The following is a 21772-nucleotide window of genomic DNA, read 5'->3' as shown; positions in this document are numbered from 1 at the left end:
ATTGATTTATCATTTTTTTGATCTAACCTGCAAATACAGACGCGGTATGATTGTAAGCTGGCCCTATGAATCCGGCTAAGACGTGCTAATATAGGCGCAAGTATTAATAATAAAATAAATATGAATTTATATAACTAATAATAACTTTTAATGGATGAAGTTGTTCATTGCTTTTTCAGCGGCAACGACGTTTTAGTCGTTTTTTCGGTATGGCAAAAGGGTAAATGAATAAGAAATGATCGGTGCATTGATGAAGTATGCACCGGTCATGTCATAGGCTTGTTCATTGGTGATCCACTATTTTAATTCAGCATTATCACAAGATAGGGGGAGTATAAAATGAGTAATGCATTTAATGAACCACGTGCTGCGAATATCCCGCCGTCCCCTCTTCCGATCAAAGGGATCAGAAAAGAGGTCGTTAACCATTTCAAGGGGCAGTATACGTTTGGTGATTTCATCCTTAACTCCACCCGCGTGCTGTTTCACAAAGACCGCCAAATCAGTATTTCACCCAAGGAGCTGGGCGTGCTGATCCTGCTGCTGGAATCCGCGGGCGAGGTGGTAAGCAAGGACCGGCTTATTGATGAAGTCTGGTCGGGCGGGAACGTCGGCGAAGAGTCCCTGACCCGGTGCATCTATGTGCTGCGCCGCATCCTGCAGGAGGGCAAACAAGATCGGTTTATCGATACCGTTTATGGCAAAGGCTACCGTTTCGCCCTGCCGGTTACCCGTGTCACGCCCCGTGAACGCTTCGCCACCGCCAACTGCATTTTTGCGGTACTGCCCTTTAATCTGGCGGGGCATCTCGATGTGCTGGAGCTACACGACGGCCTGGTACAGGAAATGACCGGCTACGCCGCCATGGGCCTGCACGTTTTGCCCTCGTCCCTGACGCTCAATTGCCGGACGTTGCAATCGACTCTGGAACTGATGGAGAAGATCAAACCGGACTATTACCTGACCGGGTATCAACTCACCCAGGCCAGCGGGCCATCGCTGCGCGTCGAACTGATGCGCGCGCAGGATCACCAGGTACTGCACCGGGAGGCCATACGCCTTGACGGCCAACTGACGCTGGCGGCAATAAACCACCGGATCACGCCGCTGCTGTTACAGCATATCCCCTGTTTGCGCAAAGGCGGGCAAGGGCCGGCTAAACCTTCGCCCGCCGTTGATCCGCGGGCCATTCACCAGGAGGGCCGCGGCGCATTCCTCGCCCATACCCCGGAAAGCCTGACCAGGGCGCTGGCCCTGCTGCAACAGGGTCGCCAGCTGCTCCCGGATAATATCGATCTGCTTTATCATCTGGCGGAATGCTACTTCGCCCTCGGACAAATGGGGATGATGGATTTTGACCGCGCACTGCAGGAATGCGGCGCGCTGGTTGATATCGTCCTGGAACATACCCCGGATCATGCGCAGGCGCTCGCGTTGGGCGGGGTACTGCAGGGGTTGGGCTCCGCTTTCGGCCAGGCGGCCGACATGTTCAGGCGGGCGCTGGCGCTGTCCGGGGATAACCCTTCGGTCAATTATTATTATGCATGGCACTTGTTTATCGTCGGGGAAATCGGCCGGGCGCTGCATTTTGCCCGCCAGGCCTGGAAAATGCGGCCTGAAATGATAGCCGTGCAGGTGTTGATCATGTGGCTGGCGTATTGCGACGGTAACCCGTCGGCGGCGCTTGCAATCGCACAGCCGCCATCGCCCGGGGCGGCGGTCCATCCGGTGCTGCTCAGCATGAAGGCGGTGATCTTGTGCAGCGAGGGGCAGCCCGGCCAGGCGGCGAAGCTGATTTCCCATCTGATGGACGGGAATGAACGGGACGGCATTGTCTATTTAAACGCGCTCTATACGCGTATGTTTTCGCAGTCGGCCTCGGTGAACGGAGAACAAATCGCCACGCTGATGCAAAGGCCGACGCATATGATGCCCGCGGCCTTATTGCCGGTTATCTTGCAGTGCCAGGGCTACCGGGCCGCTAAAAAATGGTATGACCAGCTGTACATGACGTCGTCGCCCTGCCTGATGTTCTGGCGCAACGATCCGCGGGTCAAACCCCTTTATGCCGATGGACAGGAGGGTTAACAGAAGATGCTGCTGGGTAGATACATTATCGCGCTCGGCCTGATGCTGGTCGCCACGGCCGCGTCGGCAGACTGCTGGTTCCAGGCCGAAAGCCATTTTTCCATCGAGGCCAGGCTGCTGCGGGCCATTGCGCTGACGGAGTCAAATATGAATCCGCGCGCCACGGGAAAGAATAAAAACGGCACCAGGGATATCGGCCTGATGCAAATCAACAGCATTCATTTGCCCCGGTTGAGGATCTTGGGCATCAATGAACAACGGCTTTATGACGATACCTGCGTTTCGGTCATGGTGGGGGCATCGGTGCTCTCGGACATGATGAAACGCTACGGCTATTCCTGGGAGGCGGTGGGCGCGTACAACGCGGGGACGGGCGCAGGAAGCAAACACCTGCGGATGCGTTATGCCCGGCGCGTTTGGGAACGTTATCAAAACCTGGAGAGCACGGGACTGCAGGTCATGGCCAGGCCTGCCTCGTTTTGACGGCAGCTATTTCGCCAGCGCGCGGCGGAGCATGCAAGGAGACGTAATGATAATGGAGTTATAAGTTGCTCTTTGAATAAATTCATCTTTTAAAGATTAGCAAATGATAAATGTATGTGAATATATTTTAAGCCTGATTGCTATATCTGTGTTTGCCTGGGTTTCAATGTCGTCCTTTTTTATAAAATAAATAATCTAACCCGATGAATCAGATTCCCGTCATGATTTCTTAAAAATATATAGGCACTATCATGAGTATAAAGATTAATCAAAAGCGCGCAGGGTTAATAATGGACAAAGAGAATATCATATTGCCCCGCAGGCTGCTCGTGGAAAATTACAGACAGGATATAACCGAACCCACATGCTGGCTGATGCAAACTAATAACCAGGCGTGCCGGATTCATTTCCAGTTTGGCGAGGAGTCCTCCACATTGACGCTGTCGCCGGACTGGCATGGCATTTTGGTAATGAACAAGATCAATATGGAAATTGTGTCCGGCTCGCCCAGCCAGCAGGAATTACCCTTATTTGCGCTGGTCAAGCTTCAGGTGTTCATTGATGAGTCACGCCGGATTTCATTGAAGTACGACCCACTTCAACATTGGGACAGCATCGAGCTTAACAGCGATCCGCTTATTGCCACCTGCGGCGACGTCGAGCGCTGGCGGTTATCGCAGAATCAGGTGATGCCCGCCCAAATGGGCATGCTGGCGTCTTTCCTGCGCAGGACGGAATGGTATTGGCTTATCCGGTTTTTATTAAATGAATCGATAAGCAGCGGAAAAATACACGAGCTGGGCGCGCGTTATGGTTTGTCTTATTCGCATTTCCGGCGGTTATGCCGGAACGCGCTGGGTAATTCAGCCAAGAGCGAGCTGCGCGGCTGGCGTATCGCAAGAGCATTGCTCGACGTGGTCGAGGAGGGGCAAAGCCTGACGGAGGTGGCGATGCGGTACGGTTACGCATCCTCCTCACATCTATCCAATGATATCAGGGATGCCTTTGGCGTTTCCCCCCGGGGATTGTGGAACATTATCAACAAGAAACTTGAGAAATGAAATCGCAAATAATTATCCAACAGGGTCTGATTTGCTGGTGTCTGCTCGGCGGGATGGTACCCCTGCTGGCGCAGGCGAACCCGCTCACCGGCGGCGACACCGCCGCGGCCGAAGGGTATGTCGCCAATAAAGACGGCTTAAAGGTGTTTTTTGACGCGCTGTCGTCGCGTCTGGGCAAACCGGTCATTGTCAGCAAGCTGGCGGCGCGCAGGCAAATCAGCGGCGAGTTTGATTTCAGCAATCCCCAGGATCTGCTGGAGAACATTTCCCAGCAACTGGGCCTGATTTGGTATCACGACGGCCAGGCGGTCTACGTTTACGACGCCAGTGAAATGCGTAATTCGATGATGTCGCTGAATAATACTTCCTTTACCGCGCTAGACAATTTCCTGCGCAAGTCAAAGCTGCTGGACAGCCGCTATCCGCTGCGCGGTGATGAGAACAGCGGGACGTTTTACATTTCCGGGCCGCCGTTTTATGTCGATCTGGTAATGAATACCGCCAAAAACATGGACGAGCAGTCCGCCACCGGCATCGGTTCCGGCGACGAGAAAACGGCGGTCATCCACCTGAGCAATACCTTTGTTACCGACCGGGTCTATGAACAGCGCGGTGAAAAAATCACCATCCCCGGGGTGGCGACGGTGATCAACGAATTGCTGAGGGGGGGAGCGAAAGTGGCCGGCCCGGCGGTGCATTCCATGATGCCGGACGCCATGCCGGCGCCAAAAATGCCAGAGTTCAATATTGAGGCGCCGGGTGCCGGAGCCTCGGTCTACCAGCCCCGGGGGAGTCTGGCGGAAGCGCTGCGCGCTGAATCAGCGTCAAGCCCGATTAACGTGATCGCCAATCCCAATACCAACAGCCTGCTGGTCAAGGGAACCGCCAAACAGGTCCAGCTGATCGCCAACCTGGTGTCGGCGCTGGATACGATAAAACGGCATGTCGAACTCTCCTTATGGATTGTCGATATACAACGAGACGATCTGGATCAGCTGGGGGTCAGCTGGCAGGGTAACGTGAATATCGGCAGCCAATTGGGCGTTTCCTTTAACGGCGGTTCCTATTCCACCCTCGACGGGGCGCGTTTTGTCGCGTCCATCCAGGCGCTGTCGCAGAAAAACCGCGCCAATATCGTATCGCGCCCGGTGGTGCTGACCCAGGAAAATATCCCGGCCATTTTTGACAACAACCGCACCTTTTACACCCAGCTTATCGGCGAGCGCAACGTCGAGCTGCAGCACGTCACCTACGGCACCATGGTGAATGTTCTGCCGCGTTTCACCGCCGCCGGGCAAATTGAAATGGTGCTTAATATCGAGGACGGCAACGAACTCAAAGAGACCACGGTATCCGGCAATGCCATCCTGCCCATGGTCGGGCGCACCAATATCAGCACCGTGGCCCGGGTGCCCCAGGGCAAAAGTTTGCTGATAGGCGGCTATACGCGCGACGAAATCTCCGGCCGGGAGGGCAGGATACCGGTGTTGGGCAGCATCCCCCTTATCGGCGGCCTGTTTCGCTATAAGCAGGATACCCAGTCCAATATGGTGCGTATTTTCCTGATAGAGCCGCGGGAAATCACCGAACCACTGCAATCCGACGCCAGCGACGTGGCGGAGCGGCTGATCGCGGGCCGCCGGTTGGATCCCTTGCCGGACTGGTCGCGCAACCTGCTGGAAAGCCAAAAATGGCGGTAAACGCCACCGGAGGCATCGGCCCCGCCGCTCTGTTTACCCTGCCTGACGCCAGGACGGCCAACCGGCAGCCGGGGCAGGATATGTCTGCCAACGTGCGGGTAAAACGCAGCGCCGCCACCCTGGCCAGGCAGGCGGAACAGTCCTTCGCCAAGGGCGGCGCGGCGGCGGCGTCCCAGTTTGCCAGCCGGCGGCAGTACGAGAAATACGAACGGGATACGGAGATAAATTTCGCCCGTATCCTTGATGACGACGCGATCCCCAAGGTGGAGCAACTGCTGCGCATCCTCAACGACGGCAAACTGTCGCAGGAACCTTCGTTATTGTCATATGCGCGCGCCCTGTTTCCCGATGACAGTGATTTGGTGGTGGTGCTGCGCGAGATATTGCGCCGCCGTAAACTTAAAGAGGCGGTCGGGAAGGCGCTTGCGGCATTATTGGCCCAGGTGGAGGCGCAGGCCGATCCCCAACATCTCAACGCCGGGATTAACTGCGCGCTTAAGGCCCGGCTATTCGGGCAGGCCCATCTGGATCTGGCGCCTGCTATGCTGCGGGGAAGCTACCGGCGGTTTTTACAAAGCGACCGCCAGTCCATTGAGGAGTACCAGGAGTGGATCTCCTGTTATGGCCATCAGTACCGCAGCACAATCCTCGCGTTTATCGAGGCCGCCCTGATGGCCGATGCCTATGCGGCCACCCCCAGCTCGGGATCGGTATATGGCGATTTTTGCGGTAAATTGGGTCAGCTCAGGCTGATCCGCTCCGGGGACGACCTGTTCATGAAACAACTCATATCTAATGAAGTGATTGTTGGTTTAAATAAAAGTGAACCTGATTGGCTGATATTTTTGTTCTCCTTATTGCAATCTCCCGAAGATATAGATGAGCATCTTCATTATTTATTGGGAGAAGAGTTTTTATTGTATCGCCACCACGAGCGCTCGGCTATTCTTCAGCCTATATTTCGCACATGTAGACTATTACCACATGAATTATTTTTTTGTGCTGAAACTGCGCAACGCATGTTCCGGCAGTTCGAATATCTCGCCGGCCTGGCTTATAAACGTGAAGTCATTGAAAGCAGAATGAATCGATAATGGCTGTGGGATTTTACCGCCTTTGCATGGGATAACGATGTGTTTACAAAATTTCTGAATAATATACATTCTCGCCCGGAACTGCTTATTCTGGCGTTGGTGGTCATGATCATCAGTATGTTGATTATTCCTTTACCGACCTACTTATTAGATTTCCTTATCGGCCTGAATATCGTTATCGCCATGCTGGTGTTCATGGGCGCGTTTTACATCGGTCGCATCCTGAGCTTTTCCACCTTTCCCTCGGTGCTGCTGATTACCACGTTATTTCGCCTGGCGTTGACCATCAGCACCGCCCGGCTGATCCTCACCGACGCCGACGCGGGCGAAATTATCGCCTCATTCGGCCAGTTTGTTATCGCCGACAACCTGGTGGTGGGGTTTGTTATCTTCGCCATTGTCACCGTCGTGCAGTTCATTGTGATTACCAAAGGGTCGGAGCGCGTCGCGGAGGTGGCGGCCCGTTTCTCGCTCGACGGCATGCCCGGCAAGCAGATGAGCATTGACGCCGACCTGAAGGCGGGCATGATCGATGCCGACGGCGCGCGCCAGCGCCGCAGCGACCTGGAGCGGGAAAGCCAGCTGTACGGCTCTTTCGACGGCGCGATGAAGTTTATCAAGGGCGACGCCATCGCCAGTATACTGGTAACGTTCGTCAACCTGATCGGCGGCATGGCGGTAGGCATGAGCCAGCATCATATGGATATGTCCACGGCGCTCAATACCTACACCATGCTGACCATCGGCGACGGACTGGTCGGCCAGATACCCGCGCTGCTGATCTCGATCAGCGCCGGACTCATTGTCACCCGTGTCAACGGCGATGGCGATAACATGGGCCGCACCATCATGGAACAAACGCTGGGCAATCCGGTTGCGTTGATAATTACCGCGTTCCTGGCGCTGTCCATCGGCCTGTTGCCCGGGTTCCCGTTTCCGGTGTTCGTCCTGCTGGCCGGCACGCTGGGAGGCGTATTTTATCTTCGGCAGCGCAAGCAGCGCAGGGCGGAGGCGGTCGCCATTGATTCCCGCGCCGGCGAGTTCCAGCCGCATCATCCGGGGGGCGAAAATGGCATGGATACCCGGTTAAACATCATCAACGATCTCGATAGCGTAGCCGCCGAGACCGTGGCGCTGATACTGGTGGTGTCGCGCGCCAATTACGCCTTATTGGAGAAGGAACAGCTCTGTGAACGCCTGCGCAGCCAGTTCTTTGTCGATTATGGCGTAAAGCTGCCGGAACCGATGCTGCGCGCCACGGAAAATGTCGACGATCGCACCGTCGTGGTCTTGATCAACGAAATCCGCGCCGATGCCTTTACCATTCATTTTGATTTGCTGCGCGTGGTCAATGCGTCGGATGAGATACATCACCTCGATATTGCCATGCGCGTGGAAAAAGATTGCATCTGGGTGGAACGCGGGGCGCAGGAAACCCTGCTGCAGCTCGGTTACCAGCTGCGTCCCGCCGTGGATGAGGTGTACCACTGTTTTGCGGTATTGATGTCCCATCACGTCAACGAGTTTCTCGGCGTACAGGAAACCAAGCATATGCTGGACCTGATGGAGAATAAATATCCGGACTTATTGAAGGAAGTGCTGCGTCACGCCACGGTGCAACGCATTGCCGAAGTGCTGCAGCGGTTGTTAATGGAACGCATATCCACCCGCAATATGAAATTGATTATGGAATCGCTCGCGCTGTGGGCGCCCAGGGAAAAAGACGTGATTACCCTGGTTGAGCATGTCAGAAGCTCGCTGGCGCGCTATATATGTCATAAATTCGCTATAAATAATGAGCTAAGAGTCATTGTTCTTTCGGCAGAGGTCGAGGAAATGATCCGGGGCGGTATCAGGAATACCTCTTCCGGTGCGTTTTTGCATCTGGAACCGGCGGTTTCGGATGAATTAATAGATTTGTTTACTGTAGGTTTAGAAAGCATATTGATTGCCCAAAAAGATATGGTTTTATTAACCTCGGTAGATATAAGACGCTTCGTCAAAAAATTAATCGAGACGCGTTTTCGCGATCTGGAAGTAATGTCCTTTGGGGAGTTGACTGAAGCAATAAATGTTAATGTTATCAAAACTATCTAATTGACCTGGAGTATTGAACATGTATGTTGATATCGCCGCTTTAGTGCGTGAAGCCTTAATGGAAAGTGGCTGTGATCCCGATTTGTTGGATAATTTTGATAGCCATTCAACTATTGCTCTTGATTTTAATGATTTGCCAAGCATCTATATAAGCAGCCAGGATGAGGATATCTGGCTGTGGTCGCGCATCGCTGAATATAATGAAGCGACCGTGAAACAATGCGCGGCGGAGTTATTGACCGAGCATATGCGCGGCGCCGAATTTATCCGCGGCGAGCAGTTCCTGTTGGCCAGGAATGAAGGCTACCTGGAACTGAAAGCGTTATTAAACCCGGTATGCCTGCAAAGCGCGCAAAATTTCGCGGTGGCCCTGAGCGGTTATTTTGATCGCCTCGAAGGATTTGTCAGGGTTATGCATTAATGACCGGCAAGCTGAGGCTGCTGCTGCGACAGGCCTTACCTCTGCGTTTGGCGGGGCCGATTATCGAGGCGGAGCTGCCGGGAGTCGCGGTGGGCGAGATTTGCGAAGTTCGCCGCGACTGGCGCTCGGCGGAGATTGTCGCCCGGGCCCAGGTGCTGGGTTTCCAGGGAGAGCGCACGGTGCTGAGCCTGATAGGGCACGGCCGTGGTTTATGCCGGGATGTGGTCTTGCATCCCACCGGCGCCCAACTGGGGATCGACGTCGGCATGGATCTGCTGGGCGCGGTGGTCGATCCCATGGGAAATATTGTCGAACGGCTGCATTCCCCGGCGCCCGGGCCGCAGCCGGAAACCCGGCCCATCGATATCAACGCGCCCTCCTACCTGGAGCGCGCTGTTATCGACGCGCCCTTTATTACCGGCATCAGGGCCATCGACGGCCTGCTGACCTGCGGCACCGGGCAGCGGATCGGCATCTTCGCCTCGGCCGGGTGCGGCAAGACGGTCCTGATGCATATGCTGATCGACCGGTCCGAGGCGGATGTGTTTGTCATCGGGCTGATTGGCGAACGTGGGCGGGAGGTGACGGAATTCACCGAGTCCCTGCGCCGCTCCGGCCGGCAGGATAAATGCGTGCTGGTGTACGCCACCTCGGATTTCTCCTCGCTGGATCGGTGCAATGCGGCCATGGTGGCCACCACGGTGGCGGAGTATTTTCGCGATCGGGGTAAAAAGGTGGTGCTGTTTTTGGACTCCATCACCCGTTATGCGCGCGCGCTGCGGGACGTGGCCCTGGCTTCGGGAGAGCCGCCGGCGCGGCGCGGTTACCCGGCCTCGGTGTTCGACGCCATGCCGCGCATTCTCGAGCGACCGGGCAATACCCGTGTCGGCAGCATCACCGCGTTTTATACCATATTGCTGGAAAGCGATGACGAGCCGGATCCCATTGCCGACGAAATACGCTCCATCCTTGACGGGCATATTTACCTGAGCCGCAAGCTAGCCGGGCAAAACCATTATCCGGCCATCGATATCCTGCGCAGCATCAGCCGGGTCGCCGGCCAGGTCACCGACGGGCAGCATCAATCCCTGGCGGGAGAGGTCCGCCGCCTGATGACCCGGCTCGAGGAACTGCAGGTGTTTTTGGATTTGGGCGAGTACAGACCCGGTGAAAATGCGGAAAATGACCGCGCCATGGGTAAGCGGCAGGCGCTGTCGGCCCTGCTGCGCCAGTCTACGCAGGAAAGCACCGATTTTGCCACGACCCTGCGGGTGATGTATGACGTCGTTGCGTAATATCAAAACCCTTATCAGCCGCTCTGACGCCAGCGTGCGTCGCTGTGACATGCGCCGCGTCGGCACCGAGCGGCAGCTGCGTGAGAACGAAGAGGAAGCGGCCTCGTTGCAACAGCAGAAAAACGGTTTGCGACAGCTGATTGAACAGGAACGTCCCAGCGGCATGCTGGACAAAGCCCGGCTTTTTCTGTGCCAGCACCGTATCGCGGTGTTTATGCAGAAAATAAAAGAGCTGGAAGTCCAGGAGAAAAAACTGCTCCAGACGCGCGATGACCTCACGCGTCAGCTAGCGGCCCTCAGGACGGAAAAGCTGCACTGGGAACGTAAGCATAAAAAGTACCTGAACTGGGCGGACCAGCGCAAAAAAGCCTTCAGGCTTACCGGCTTGCGTCAGGAAGAAGATGAAACGCAGGAGATTATCACATGGTCATCATAGACAACCTGGCACGCGGTCTTGCCGTTTCCCCGGATAACTCCGTGGAGAGCATCGACGATATCGCCCGTCGGCTGCGCCGCGATGAAGACGGCATGGACGTCAAAAAATTGCGTGGAAAACCAAAGCAGGCATCCGCGGATAACGGCCATTACGCCTTTATCCCCGCGACGATGGCGCGGCGGGAGGATGTCCTTACCCTCAATGGGATGTTAATAACGGCTAAAACCACCATGCCGATTCGACAGATCCAGTTCCCGGACCAAGCTCAGGAACCATCGGCCGCGGCGCGGGAAAGAGAAACCTTACCCGCCCGGGTGAAGTGTCTCCCCGTTTTGGCCGGCGCGGCTATGAAAAACAGCGAACCACGGGACGAGGGCGCGCGCGCCGGCGCCATGGTTGCGCAGACTGCTTTACCGGAGGGGGATAACCAACCTGCGCCCGGCGATGGCGGCCGGACTCCGGCTGACAAGTCGTCGGGCGAATCCGTCGATGCGCGGATCCTGGCCGGATTACCGCCAGGCGCTACCCAGGGCACGCCAACCCCGTCGGAAAATCAACTGGCCGAGGCCAGGGTCGGGCATCCCGCCTTGCCCCGGCAGGCGAACCCCGGCCCCGAGGCAAATATGTCCCAGGAAAACCGCGGCGCGAACGCCGGCCACACCCTGACCTACGCCTTTCATTCGGTGCCGGGCGATCATTCGGTCCGGGTGTCGACCGGCCAAGGTGTCACGTTGTCGCCGTCTAGCCATGAAGTGATCAGGCATATGGCTAACCACCAGATGCCGGGAGATTACCGGATATTGCCCGCGGGGGATGAGCAACGCAGGCAGCAGCGGGACCAGCATCAGGAACAGAAGCAGGAGGATGACGAGTGAGTAAACTTTCGCTGCGCAAACTGCCAAGGGCCCAGGCGTCCTGGCATCTGGCGCTGGCGGGCTGGCGGGCGGGCGGCGTTGCCGTCGCTCTGGCGTTACCCCCGGCGGCGGGGTCGCTGATAATGGTAAACGCCGACGATGGCGAGTGGCGGGCGCTGCTGGACCCGCGTGAATGGCTGGCGCAGACCGCGCCGGCGTTGGCCGCCATGGCGGCCAACGCCTGTGACGATCGGCAGATCGTGGCGTTATTCAATTCCATGCCCCGCCCCCTGACGTTTGCCGACGGCGCGCTGGACTATCGGCGCATACAGGCGCAAGGCGTTATGCCGCCGGAGGTAAGCGACCGGGTTCCCCTGCCCAGGGTAAACGCGCGCGAGTGTGCGGTCTGGCTGCAGGCGCTCGCCCCCCGGCGGCTGGTGATGCCCGGGCTATCCTGCCATGGCCTGCTGGGCGTGCCGCTGGCGGTGGAATTTATCCTCGGCGCCAGTAGGCTGCCGGCGGGGATGGCAAGCACTCTTGCCGTCGGGGATATTGTGTTGATTACCACGCTCACACGTCGGGTGACATGCCAGGGCCGACGGACGGGACATTTTTGCCAAAGAGAGGAGATGATCATGATTGATGAAAGCCATGATGAAATTTATGAAGAATACCATCCGCCCGCGGAGGGCCATGTGCCGTCATTTGATAACGCGGCCTTGCCCGACGCATTGACCACGCTGCCGTTAAACGTGGAGTTTATTTTGCAGCGGCGCTTCCTGTCGATTGGCGAGGTACAGGCGTTATTCGCAGGCAAGGTCCTGGAGCTGGATCCTGCCTGCGAGCAAAGGATCGAGCTGAGAAGCAACGGCCATTTGCTGGCGCGGGGCGAGTTGGTGCAATTGGAAGATCGCCTCGGGGTCGAAATAACGGAACTCAATCCGGATAGCCCCCATGACTAATGAAATCGGGATGATCGCCACGCTATCATTCCTATCGTTACTGCCATTTTTAATCGCTTCAGGAACCTGTTACGTCAAATTTTCCATTGTATTTGTTATTGTTCGGAATGCGTTGGGGCTGCAGCAGGTTCCCTCGAACATGACCTTGAACGGCGTGGCGCTGATATTGGCGATGTTTGTCATGGCGCCGGTGGCGCGGGACGCTTATAACGCCTTTACTGAAGAAAACGTCCAGTTCACCAGCGTGGAAACGGTGGTTGATTTTGTTGAAAACGGCATGAGCGGTTATAAAGCCTATTTGCAAAAATACGCCGACCCGGAATTAGCCGAGTTTTTTGAAAAAGCCCAGTCCCGACAAAGCAGGGATCGTGCGGATGAAGAAGAGGAAGCAACGCCCTCGATGTTGGCATTGCTGCCCGCCTACGCGTTGAGTGAAATAAAAAATGCATTCAAAATCGGCTTTTATCTCTATCTGCCTTTTGTGGTGGTGGACTTACTGATTTCCAGTATCCTGCTCTCCTTAGGTATGATGATGATGAGTCCGATTACCATATCAGTGCCTATTAAACTAATATTGTTTGTGGTGCTTGATGGCTGGACATTACTTTCCAAGGGGTTAATTATGCAATATATCGATCTCGCTACCTGAATTAAGTATGAATAGGGTTTAAAAATGAATGACGTCGTATTTGCCGGCAATAAAGCCTTATATCTGGTGTTAATTCTTTCCGCGGGACCTGTGCTGGTTGCGACGGTGGTTGGGTTAATGGTAGGGCTGTTGCAAACAGTTTTACAACTGCAGGAACAGACCTTGCCTTTCGGTATTAAGTTGTTGTCTGTTACGTTATGTCTTTTTGTTTTGTCAGGCTGGTACGGCGAGACGTTGCTGGGTTTTGGCCGGGAAGTTATCAGAATGGCCATGAGCCGGTAACCCATCATGGATTTCTCCGCATGGCTTGATTTACAGCATTGGCTCAGCGTCATGATCCTCACCTCCGCCAGGATTACGCCGGTTTTCTTATTGCTGCCCTTTTTAACCAGCAATATCATCAGCATGAATATACGCATGCCGGTGATAATCTTTATCGGCGCGTCCCTGTGGCCTTATTCTCTCGAGCGGCTGCCGGCGGATGAGATCAACTTTTTGGCCGTGCTGGCGCAAGAATTATTTATCGGCTTGATTTTAGGCATCCTGTTCGCCCTGCCATTCTGGATTATGCACGGCCTCGGCAGCGTTATCGATCATCAGCGCGGGGCCACCGTAAGCAGCACCTTTGATCCCATGAGCGGCGTGGATACCTCGGAGCTGTCGAATCTGTTCAATTTGTTTGCCGGCGCCCTGTTCCTGGCCGGTGGCGGTATGCTGCTGCTGCTGGAGACCTTCCAGCAAAGCTATCTCCTATGCGATCCGCTGCAAACCTGCACGCCGGCGCTAAAGCCGGTGCTTGGGATTGTAGGCCACCTGATGGGCAAGATAATAATACTGGCAAGCCCGGTGCTGGCCTGTCTGTTATTATCGGAAATGATTTTGGGACTGTTATCGCGCTTTGCGCCGCAAATGAACGCGTTCTCTATTTCATTGACAATAAAAAGCATGATCGCGTTTATGGTGCTGATTTTATATTTCTCCCCGTATTTGCCCGACGCGTTTAAATCATTGGCCCCCGGGCCAGGTGTATTGGACATATGGCTGAAACCTGATTAATTATGGCAAACAAGACGGAAAAACCGACGCCAAAAAAGCTGAAAGACTCTGCGAAAAAAGGGCAAACGTTTAAATGTCGCGAGTTGATTATCGCCTGCCTGCTGCTGTGCGGTATCGCCTGGCTGACCAAGGTCAGTTCATTGGCGCAATTGCTTGAGGCCTACCGCAATATTATCGCCGGCAACTTTGCTATGGAAATAAAGGCCTATAGCACCGCCATCATGCTGTTAGGGCTGAAAATGATATTGCCCATCCTGCTGGCATGCGTGCTGGCGTCGGCGCTGCCCACGCTATTGCAAACCGGGTTTATGCTTGCCACCAAGGCGCTGAAAATCAATTTCGGCGCGTTAAACCCAACCAAAGGGTTTAAAAAAATCTTTAGCATCAGGACTATCAAGGACGGCATCAAAGCCATGCTGCATCTAGGCTGTTTCGCCGCGGCGGCGATGATCTTCTGGCACAACAATAAGCGGCTGATCTTTGCCCAATTGCACGGCAGCGTGGCAAACCTGGTCAATATTTGGCGGGAGCTGCTGCTGTCATTGGTGATTACCTGCCTGCTGTGCATTATTCTGGTGTCGATATTGGATGCGCTTGCGGATTATTTCCTGCATATCAAAGAATTAAAAATGGAAAAACACGAGGTCAAACGCGAGTTCAAGGAACAGGAAGGCAATCCGGAGATAAAATTCCGGCGACGTCAATTGCACCGGGAAACCCTTTCGGAACAAACGAAAGCCAATATTAAGGATTCCCAATTTATTTTGGTAAACCCGACTCATATCGCCATAGGCATTTATTTTGACCCCGACGTAGTGCCGGCGCCGTTTGTTTCGTTAAGAGAGTGCAATCAGCGGGCCTTGGCAGTACGCGCCTACGCGGAAAAAATCGGCGTGCCGGTGGTCAGGGATATACGGTTGGCGAGAAAGATCTACAAAACCAATAAAATATATACTTTTATTGGTTCGGAGGCGTTGGACGAAATCGTCCAGGTGTTGCTGTGGTTGAAAGAAGTTGAAGATGCATGGCGGCGGGAAGCGATTGGCCCAATTACTGAAGATAATGAAAACGTCCCGCGAGAGTAGCAAGCCGTAGGTGCCACGCTGGAACAGGAGGCGGCTGTGTTAGCGTGGTAAGGCGCGCTGCGGGCGTAGCAGATGCGCGCGGCAAAAGAACCGATGGCTGCGAAGAAAGCGCAGTCTGTGGTATTTGAGCAGAATATACCAAATTAAGCAGGGCGAATCAGGTCCTGGCGCAATCAATTCTCCTTCCGGCACATGACATTAATGATTAAGCGATAATTGAAAGTTTTTACTTCTCCTTAGTGTTTCAATCAGGTCACCATCATTGTCGGTGATGACATATTCAGGAGTAATATATGAGTGTTGTTGATAACGTCAGTGAAGACCATATTGCAGATCTGCTATGGAATGCGGTAAATAGTGGTATCACTTTAAAAGAAGTACATGATATACCCCAAGATATGATGGAAGGGTTATATGCCCATGCGTATAATTATTATAATAAAGGTCAATTAGATGAAGCGGCTACATTTTTCCGGTTTCTCTGTATCTATGATTTCTATAATCCGGAGTATTACATAGGGCTTGGCGCGGTATACCAGTTAAAAAAAGAGTATCAAAAGGCGGCGGATATTTATGCGGTAGCCTTTTCCCTGGCACAGAATGATTATCGCCCGATATTCTTTAACGGCCAATGCCAGCTGTTACTGCAAAAGACTAATAAAGCCAGGCAATGTTTCGAACTCGTCATGGAACAAAGCCAGGATGAATCGCTGAAAATACGCGCTGGAGTATATTTAAATAATCTTAAGAAATCGGATCCGGCCAGTGAAGATACACTACAAAATGAGGATATGACATGACGGAGATCGCCAATAATCTTAATGCCCCTCTTTCCACGAATAACATTGAATTACAACATCAACACTCCGAAAGCGCCGGTGTCCAAATTAATAATGCTGTGGGGATGTCACGGGAGCAAAGCCAGTCCCTGAATAATCACACACGACAGGTGACCCAGGCGTTATTGTCCAGTCTCAGCGCCAATGCCTCGACTGGAACTGAATTACCCGCGCCACGGAGTGCCGCGGCTGATTCCCTGGCGCCCTTTCTTACCGCCCCCCAGGAAAATAGCTTTACCGGCCGGTTTGGATTAGCCCAGTTATTTAATATCGTCAAGAAGATATGGGCCAACTCTTCGCTGGCACTGCTGGCGGACCGCCTAACGTTAGCCTCGGCCAGGCGCGTGGCAATGAATCAAGCCAATGCGGCCCTGGCGGCTGAATACCAGCAGGCGATTCAAGCGAGCGAGGCCGCGTTGGCCGCTGCCGAAGGCGATGTGCTGGCGTTGGAACATGCCCAAAGCGAGCTGGTGGAAAAACGGCTCGCGTTTGACAAGGCGGCAGCGGCGCTAAGCCAGATTCCGCCGGAAGATGATGCCTTTGCGGCGGCGCTGCAAACGCTATCCGAGGCGCAGGATGCATTAAATAAGGCCGAGACCCGGCTGCAGAGCGCGCTGGTTCGGGCGGATGCCTCGTATGCCGCCGCTGAAAAAAGCATGCTAAAGCTTGACGAAATCTATTCCAAAAGTCTGCAGCCCGGCGCGGCCAAGGAAGATCCGAAGCCAGTGCTCAACGCGCTTGATCGCTTAATGGGCCTGATCCTGGCTATGAACAAAGTGCAACAAGACAGCAATATCAAATCGCTGAAGGAAGACAACAAATTCAATCAGCGTATGCAGGTGCTCAAGCAGGAACAGATGAAAATGAAGTCCGACGAATACGCCGATCAGGTTCGCAAGTCCGAGGAACTCAATCGGACCATGGGCTGCGTGGGCAAAATACTCGGCGGGCTTATTACCCTTATAAGCGTGGCCGGCGCAATTTTCAGCGGCGGCGCCAGCCTGGCGCTGGCGGCGGTGGGATTGGCCTTGATGATGGGTGACGAGATATGCAAAGCCGTCACCGGCGTATCTTTTATGGAGCAGGCGCTGCGACCCTTGATGGAGGGCATTATTAAACCGCTGGTCGATATGATTAGCAAGGCCATTACTAAAATGCTGGAAGGACTTGGCATCAATGCCAATATCGCAAGTATGGTAGGCGCGATTATCGGCGCCCTGGTCGCGGCGGCGTTGATTGTCGCCATAGTGGTGGTGGGGAAATCCGCCGGCGGCAAAATCGCTTCCTCGGCATTGGGCAAAATGTTAACCGACGCCGTCAAAAAGCTGGTGCCCGACGTGCTTAAGCATGTGGCCGGTCAATCCGGCGCCGTTATCAATAATAGCGTAAAGCGGGTGATGGAAAAACTTTCCTTCAGTACGGACCGGCTGGCTATGGCGCGCCACGTCAACAGGCTCGACCGGCTTAACAACAAAATGATGTTAAGCGCGGAGGCAGCACAGTCCGGCGCTACGGTATATCAAGGCATACTGCAAAATAAAATGGCGGGGACGTTGGCCGACTTCCATCAGCAACTGGCGGAACATCAGCAACTGCGAAAATTACTGACGGCACTTCTTGAAGCATTCAGCGAGGCTGAAAAAACTATTCACCAGCAGTGGATGGCCTTAAACGACCTGACGACCCTGTCCATTCAGAACAGGCAGGGTTTATCAAGCAACCAAGCATAACCAACAGGAGTTTCCCATGAGCTATTTAAATTCGATCAATACCCAAAATGAACACAGGATTAATGAGCTTACATCCCAGGAGGCGCCGGAAAAACAGGTAAATCCGTCGTTTGGCTTTGGGCCGGAGATGCTGAATCTGGCGAATATACTATCCCGCGACGCAGAGGGATCCCTGGACGCGCACAAGATTGAACTCGTTGCGCCCGACCCGTCCGTACCTAAAACGACTCTTGAAGACTTTGAGAAAATCGTCAAGACGGGGGTAAATCCCATGCTGATGACGGCGGGTGAAAAAACCACCGTAAGCGACAAGAAGGACGTTGCGGACGGCGTCGCCAACGTGAACAAAACACAATCCAGATCGGCGTCAATTATGCTCCTCTTATCGCAAATTATGCAGGCACAGCTGGAAGGCAAGCGGGCGGAACAGAAGAATACGCAAACCATGGCATTGCTTAATGAAGCGGCGGTAAAAAACACCGCCGATATGAAGCGGGCGTCAGGCGCGGCCGCGCTTGGCGGCAGCATTGCCCAGGCCGGTTTGGGATTTACGGCGGCGGGCGGCTCGTACAGCAAGCGCAGCAAGGCCACTAAAATTGACGGCGGAATAGCAAAACATGATGAACCCAAGCTAATGGGGTTGAAAAACGATCGTAATATTGCCGAGTTAAAGCTCGCCCAAGGCAATACCAGCCCGCTCCAGTCCACTGAGAACAATATCAGGTCACAAAACCAGGCACATCTCGAACAAGGTGCTTTAGATAACTTGAAGAAGGATATCGCGGCCAGCAAGCAGGATATCGCTATCAAAAAGAACGACAGCGCAAAGTTACGTGACCGGGGTAATTTGCTGGAGATGTTAAATAATCCCGTTACAGGTGTGGCCAGCGGCGCGACCCGCGCGGGCGTGGCTGTGGCTGAGTCGCAAGAATACGTGTCGTCAAGCCAAGCGCAGGTGTTAGCCGCCTTAACCGAGGGAAGCGTTAAAGGGACCGCCGACGCTGAAAACGCAGCGCAGATGGTTTTGAAATTGATGCAGGATACGGGACAGAATCATACGGCAAACCTGAACCACATCAACGGCCGCGCTTAAAAATACAATGCGCCGCCTGTAATCGCAGCGCGGCGCGAGGTAACAACCATGCCTAATGTAATTTTCCATTATCCACCGGTATTCCAAGTCGACAGTCGCGCAGTGAGCGATCCGCTCTTGGACGAAAAGAAGGAAAGCATCAACACCGCGGGGAATCAATCAGATTCAGCAGCGGTTGGTGCAAATCGCCGGAACTCGGCGATAGGTTATGCATTAATTGAAAATGCCGAAAACAAATCCCTGGACGTTTTGGATTCAATTGGCGCACATATAGGGTTGATGCAGGATAAAGTCGCCTTATTCGATGAAAAGTTGCGTGATTACCAAGAAATTTACCGCAATTGGCCAGATGCCGAGCCGTTAAGCATTGCGAATCGGCCGCCGGAACCGCCCTTTCTTTCGCTACCACGCCTGCCTGAGGGTGAACACGTGGAAAATACGCTACGCCTGCGCGAGGCGGAAGCCGAAATCCACGGCGCCAGAGCCTTAGGCGCGTTATCAACGGAGGAGGCGGATTTTTGGTTAAAAGGAATAAAAAATATCACCGCTTATGAAAATTTTTACCAGGAATATGAAAACGGCGTGAAGGCTTTTACTTCGTTGATAAGTGAATTCAACGCTTTTAAAGGGAAGAAAACCCAGTACCTCACCATTTTAAAGGATAGCAACGGTAACGACATCATGCAGTTTGACAAGGCCATCCTGGCAGAACTGCAAACGCTTATCGATAAATTTTCCGGTAACGCCGGCATTATGTTCCCCGCGTCGGGCAGCGCCAGCAGAGCGGATGCGGATAAATGGGCGCAGGAATGGGATATGGATCCCCAATGTGTGCAAGAAGCCAACGGCGGATGGGTCGTCAGGGTGGATCTGGCTCCTTTGGAGACGATCAAAAAAGACTTAGAGAAGAGTGGTGTCGATAAAACCATGAATTCATTTCAATATCAATCCTGGGAGAGCGGATTTAATGCGCAGGGTGATACCTTGCAAAATACTATGCAAATATTAATGACCCAGCTCACTAATAAATTCGGCGAACGAGATGTTCAGATAAAAGGATTGAATGAGTGGATTGAAGCGCGCAGAAGGCAATTCCAAAGTCTTCAATCTGACAGATGATTTATAACGGGGGACACATGCCTAAAACCAATTTAATTTCTCACCCTCCTGTCGATATGGAAGCGCCATCCAACCGACAGGCGGAACGGGCGCTGAATAACCCTAGCCATCCGCGGCGGGTCGGTAATGTGCCGACCGGCAATAGAAGTATCGTCTCCGGCGGCAGAAAGAGTTGCCCCGCCCTGTATTCTATCGCCGATGATGCGCCTGTTGACTTTTGCCAAAGCCCGGATCGGACGGCGGCAAGCCCTTCACCGATTAATATTAACGATTTTAAGCGGCAGTATCGGCAGGATAGCATGAACGCCCTGTTTGCCTGCGCCGGAAACCGCCGGGAAACGCTGGCGCAGATGCTGCAAAATACGCCCAATAGACTGGCCCAACGTCATTTGGAGCATATTGCCAACGCTCACTTTCTCGCCGGTCAGCTCGAACCTTCCGCGGAACAACGCGCCAGCCTCGACAAGGTTATGCATGACCTGACCGATATGATGTTAAAAGATAAGTTGGGCGAAAATTCAGTTTTCGGCGGCTACCGTCCTGAGCAGAAAGAGGTCTGCGTGCGCCGCCGGGGCCTGGAGCAAAAGCTTGCCTTACTGTTGAACACCATTCAGGGTGAAGGCGGCGCCAAAGCGGGAGAACGATTCATCAATGAAAAAATCAAGCCGTTTGTGGTTGACTATATCGTGCAAGAGACGGGGCGCGGCCACGACGCGGTAAATAGAAACCACATTGAGCAGTTAGTCGAGAAAAACGCCTATCAATGTTTCCAGAATATACGGTCGGGGATTCAGACTTATCAAGCCTCATCACTGGAAAAAACCTTTCGCGATATGGACATGGTTTTAATACTGCCTAATTTGCTGGCTGATTTACATCAGGCGAAGAATCCTCCCCTGACGGCGCGACTGACGAGCGATGCGGAACAGCAAACCTTTGCCGCAGGGAATAACGACCGGCATGATAGAAAAGCCACCGCGGCTGAAATCGAGCCTCCCAAGGCGAATTCAGCGCCAGGGTCTTATCATTTCACCTATGCGCCGGTCAATAAAACTGTATTTGCGCCGGTTATTAATTTGTTGCCCTCTACGGCGACGGGTAGTATCCATACCCAGGAATCGGATAACAACCCTGACCGGCGGGGATCTCTTGTCCATCGGCCTGTTGTTGGCAAGAAAGTCGCTGATTCCCAGACGAGTGCTACTACATTACGTAACGACGTAAAAGCGACTCAGACCGATCCAGGCCCAGGCCTGGATCAGGCGATAGCCACGCCCACGCCCGCGCTCAAACAACTTATCAGCCGCCTGATTAGCGCATCGCCGCCGGCGCAGCTTACCCATTTCGAGCGGGTATCGCCCGGGATAGGGCAAAAAATATATAACCGACCCGCGGAGTTTGATCTTAACGCGCGGAATCTGGCTAATGTCCCGACGAAAGAGGGCGCCAAACTGGGCATCCCTACCAATAAATCCAACTCATTGCTTGCTGCGACGAAAGAGGTGGCCGAAGCGATGGAGGCGCTCATAAAAGCCATCCCGGTATCCGCACATGCTGCTTTACGCGAAGCATCCGCGCCGGGGAATGCCCGGCCGGCAGAAGGCGCCATACCGGGCGTTGCCACGACAACGAAAACCCGTGTCCCGCAAACGGAAACCACCAAGGCTATGCTCTCCGCCAAGGGCGCGCCGCAATCCCCTGCATTATCTG

Annotated in this window: 20 protein-coding genes; all 20 read left to right on the top strand. The window is 54.0% G+C overall.

Going from position 1 to position 21772, the window contains the following annotated elements:
• The first annotated feature begins 339 nt into the window (after positions 1 to 339).
• Positions 340 to 2088 (top strand): winged helix-turn-helix domain-containing protein, encoded by a 1749-nt coding sequence (locus GRH90_RS01945; RefSeq protein WP_162364199.1) that lies wholly within the window; start codon positions 340 to 342, stop codon positions 2086 to 2088.
• A gap of 6 nt (positions 2089 to 2094) precedes the next feature.
• Complete coding sequence (gene iagB / locus GRH90_RS01940) at positions 2095 to 2571, top strand: type III secretion system invasion protein IagB (protein ID WP_376766047.1); 477 nt, start codon at positions 2095 to 2097, stop codon at positions 2569 to 2571.
• Positions 2572 to 2945: 374 nt separating this feature from the next.
• Positions 2946 to 3632, top strand: a complete 687-nt coding sequence (locus tag GRH90_RS01935; protein ID WP_246235803.1) for a helix-turn-helix domain-containing protein — start codon at positions 2946 to 2948, stop codon at positions 3630 to 3632.
• On the top strand, positions 3629 to 5332 hold the full coding sequence (sctC, locus tag GRH90_RS01930) for a type III secretion system outer membrane ring subunit SctC (RefSeq protein WP_162364197.1): 1704 nt from the start codon (positions 3629 to 3631) through the stop codon (positions 5330 to 5332). The genes GRH90_RS01935 and sctC overlap by 4 nt, the downstream gene beginning before the upstream one ends.
• A complete protein-coding gene (sctW, locus tag GRH90_RS01925) occupies positions 5323 to 6426 on the top strand; it encodes a type III secretion system gatekeeper subunit SctW (protein WP_162364196.1) in 1104 nt (367 codons plus the stop codon). The genes sctC and sctW overlap by 10 nt, the downstream gene beginning before the upstream one ends.
• A gap of 39 nt (positions 6427 to 6465) precedes the next feature.
• Complete coding sequence (locus tag GRH90_RS01920; RefSeq protein ID WP_162364195.1) at positions 6466 to 8523, top strand: EscV/YscV/HrcV family type III secretion system export apparatus protein; 2058 nt, start codon at positions 6466 to 6468, stop codon at positions 8521 to 8523.
• A 19-nt stretch (positions 8524 to 8542) separates the two neighbouring features.
• The gene (locus GRH90_RS01915; protein ID WP_162364194.1) at positions 8543 to 8944 is read left to right on the top strand and encodes an InvB/SpaK family type III secretion system chaperone; all 402 of its coding nucleotides are present in this window, start codon (positions 8543 to 8545) and stop codon (positions 8942 to 8944) included.
• Positions 8944 to 10239: a type III secretion system ATPase SctN gene (sctN, locus tag GRH90_RS01910; protein ID WP_162364193.1), complete on the top strand. Its 1296-nt coding sequence runs from the start codon at positions 8944 to 8946 to the stop codon at positions 10237 to 10239. Before GRH90_RS01915 ends, sctN begins: the two co-directional genes overlap by 1 nt.
• Complete coding sequence (locus GRH90_RS01905; RefSeq protein ID WP_162364192.1) at positions 10223 to 10675, top strand: SpaM family type III secretion system protein; 453 nt, start codon at positions 10223 to 10225, stop codon at positions 10673 to 10675. The genes sctN and GRH90_RS01905 overlap by 17 nt, the downstream gene beginning before the upstream one ends.
• Positions 10663 to 11550 (top strand): SpaN/EivJ family type III secretion system needle length determinant, encoded by an 888-nt coding sequence (locus tag GRH90_RS01900; protein WP_162364191.1) that lies wholly within the window; start codon positions 10663 to 10665, stop codon positions 11548 to 11550. The genes GRH90_RS01905 and GRH90_RS01900 overlap by 13 nt, the downstream gene beginning before the upstream one ends.
• Positions 11547 to 12491, top strand: coding sequence for a type III secretion system cytoplasmic ring protein SctQ (gene sctQ, locus GRH90_RS01895; RefSeq protein ID WP_162364190.1), 945 nt, complete (start codon positions 11547 to 11549; stop codon positions 12489 to 12491). Before GRH90_RS01900 ends, sctQ begins: the two co-directional genes overlap by 4 nt.
• On the top strand, positions 12484 to 13140 hold the full coding sequence (locus GRH90_RS01890) for an EscR/YscR/HrcR family type III secretion system export apparatus protein (protein WP_162364189.1): 657 nt from the start codon (positions 12484 to 12486) through the stop codon (positions 13138 to 13140). The genes sctQ and GRH90_RS01890 overlap by 8 nt, the downstream gene beginning before the upstream one ends.
• A gap of 24 nt (positions 13141 to 13164) precedes the next feature.
• On the top strand, positions 13165 to 13422 hold the full coding sequence (locus GRH90_RS01885) for an EscS/YscS/HrcS family type III secretion system export apparatus protein (protein WP_162364188.1): 258 nt from the start codon (positions 13165 to 13167) through the stop codon (positions 13420 to 13422).
• 6 nt (positions 13423 to 13428) lie between these two features.
• The gene (gene sctT / locus GRH90_RS01880; protein WP_162364187.1) at positions 13429 to 14196 is read left to right on the top strand and encodes a type III secretion system export apparatus subunit SctT; all 768 of its coding nucleotides are present in this window, start codon (positions 13429 to 13431) and stop codon (positions 14194 to 14196) included.
• Positions 14196 to 15281: an EscU/YscU/HrcU family type III secretion system export apparatus switch protein gene (locus GRH90_RS01875; protein ID WP_162364277.1), complete on the top strand. Its 1086-nt coding sequence runs from the start codon at positions 14196 to 14198 to the stop codon at positions 15279 to 15281. Before sctT ends, GRH90_RS01875 begins: the two co-directional genes overlap by 1 nt.
• A 293-nt stretch (positions 15282 to 15574) precedes the next feature.
• The gene (gene sicA / locus GRH90_RS01870; protein ID WP_162364186.1) at positions 15575 to 16081 is read left to right on the top strand and encodes a type III secretion system translocator chaperone SicA; all 507 of its coding nucleotides are present in this window, start codon (positions 15575 to 15577) and stop codon (positions 16079 to 16081) included.
• Positions 16082 to 16185: 104 nt separating this feature from the next.
• Positions 16186 to 17850 carry a type III secretion system translocon subunit SseC family protein gene (gene sctE, locus GRH90_RS01865; RefSeq protein ID WP_162364185.1) on the top strand — a complete coding sequence of 555 codons (1665 nt, stop codon included), beginning with the start codon at positions 16186 to 16188 and terminating at the stop codon, positions 17848 to 17850.
• Between the two features lie 16 nt (positions 17851 to 17866).
• Positions 17867 to 18943 carry an IpaC/SipC family type III secretion system effector gene (locus GRH90_RS01860; RefSeq protein WP_162364184.1) on the top strand — a complete coding sequence of 359 codons (1077 nt, stop codon included), beginning with the start codon at positions 17867 to 17869 and terminating at the stop codon, positions 18941 to 18943.
• A 48-nt stretch (positions 18944 to 18991) separates the two neighbouring features.
• A complete protein-coding gene (locus GRH90_RS01855; RefSeq protein ID WP_162364183.1) occupies positions 18992 to 20062 on the top strand; it encodes an IpaD/SipD/SspD family type III secretion system needle tip protein in 1071 nt (356 codons plus the stop codon).
• 17 nt (positions 20063 to 20079) lie between these two features.
• Positions 20080 to 21772, top strand: a 1693-nt coding sequence (locus GRH90_RS01850; protein ID WP_162364182.1) for a hypothetical protein, incomplete at its 3' end; no start/stop codon positions are given.

Source organism: Acerihabitans arboris, from assembly GCF_010131535.1.
Taxonomy (GTDB): domain Bacteria; phylum Pseudomonadota; class Gammaproteobacteria; order Enterobacterales; family Enterobacteriaceae; genus Acerihabitans; species Acerihabitans arboris.
This window is presented reverse-complemented; position numbering and strand designations above follow the sequence as displayed.

Bases quoted from the DNA above. Each gene is read 5' to 3' on its own strand.
- GRH90_RS01945 (WP_162364199.1), top strand. From the start codon at position 340: ATGAGTAATGCATTTAATGAACCACGTGCTGCGAATATCCCGCCGTCC.
- iagB (WP_376766047.1), top strand. From the start codon at position 2,095: ATGCTGCTGGGTAGATACATTATCGCGCTCGGCCTGATGCTGGTCGCC.
- GRH90_RS01935 (WP_246235803.1), top strand. From the start codon at position 2,946: ATGCAAACTAATAACCAGGCGTGCCGGATTCATTTCCAGTTTGGCGAG.
- sctC (WP_162364197.1), top strand. From the start codon at position 3,629: ATGAAATCGCAAATAATTATCCAACAGGGTCTGATTTGCTGGTGTCTG.
- sctW (WP_162364196.1), top strand. From the start codon at position 5,323: ATGGCGGTAAACGCCACCGGAGGCATCGGCCCCGCCGCTCTGTTTACC.
- GRH90_RS01915 (WP_162364194.1), top strand. From the start codon at position 8,543: ATGTATGTTGATATCGCCGCTTTAGTGCGTGAAGCCTTAATGGAAAGT.
- sctN (WP_162364193.1), top strand. From the start codon at position 8,944: ATGACCGGCAAGCTGAGGCTGCTGCTGCGACAGGCCTTACCTCTGCGT.
- GRH90_RS01905 (WP_162364192.1), top strand. From the start codon at position 10,223: ATGACGTCGTTGCGTAATATCAAAACCCTTATCAGCCGCTCTGACGCC.
- GRH90_RS01900 (WP_162364191.1), top strand. From the start codon at position 10,663: ATGGTCATCATAGACAACCTGGCACGCGGTCTTGCCGTTTCCCCGGAT.
- GRH90_RS01890 (WP_162364189.1), top strand. From the start codon at position 12,484: ATGACTAATGAAATCGGGATGATCGCCACGCTATCATTCCTATCGTTA.
- GRH90_RS01885 (WP_162364188.1), top strand. From the start codon at position 13,165: ATGAATGACGTCGTATTTGCCGGCAATAAAGCCTTATATCTGGTGTTA.
- sctT (WP_162364187.1), top strand. From the start codon at position 13,429: ATGGATTTCTCCGCATGGCTTGATTTACAGCATTGGCTCAGCGTCATG.
- sicA (WP_162364186.1), top strand. From the start codon at position 15,575: ATGAGTGTTGTTGATAACGTCAGTGAAGACCATATTGCAGATCTGCTA.
- sctE (WP_162364185.1), top strand. From the start codon at position 16,186: ATGTCACGGGAGCAAAGCCAGTCCCTGAATAATCACACACGACAGGTG.
- GRH90_RS01860 (WP_162364184.1), top strand. From the start codon at position 17,867: ATGAGCTATTTAAATTCGATCAATACCCAAAATGAACACAGGATTAAT.
- GRH90_RS01855 (WP_162364183.1), top strand. From the start codon at position 18,992: ATGCCTAATGTAATTTTCCATTATCCACCGGTATTCCAAGTCGACAGT.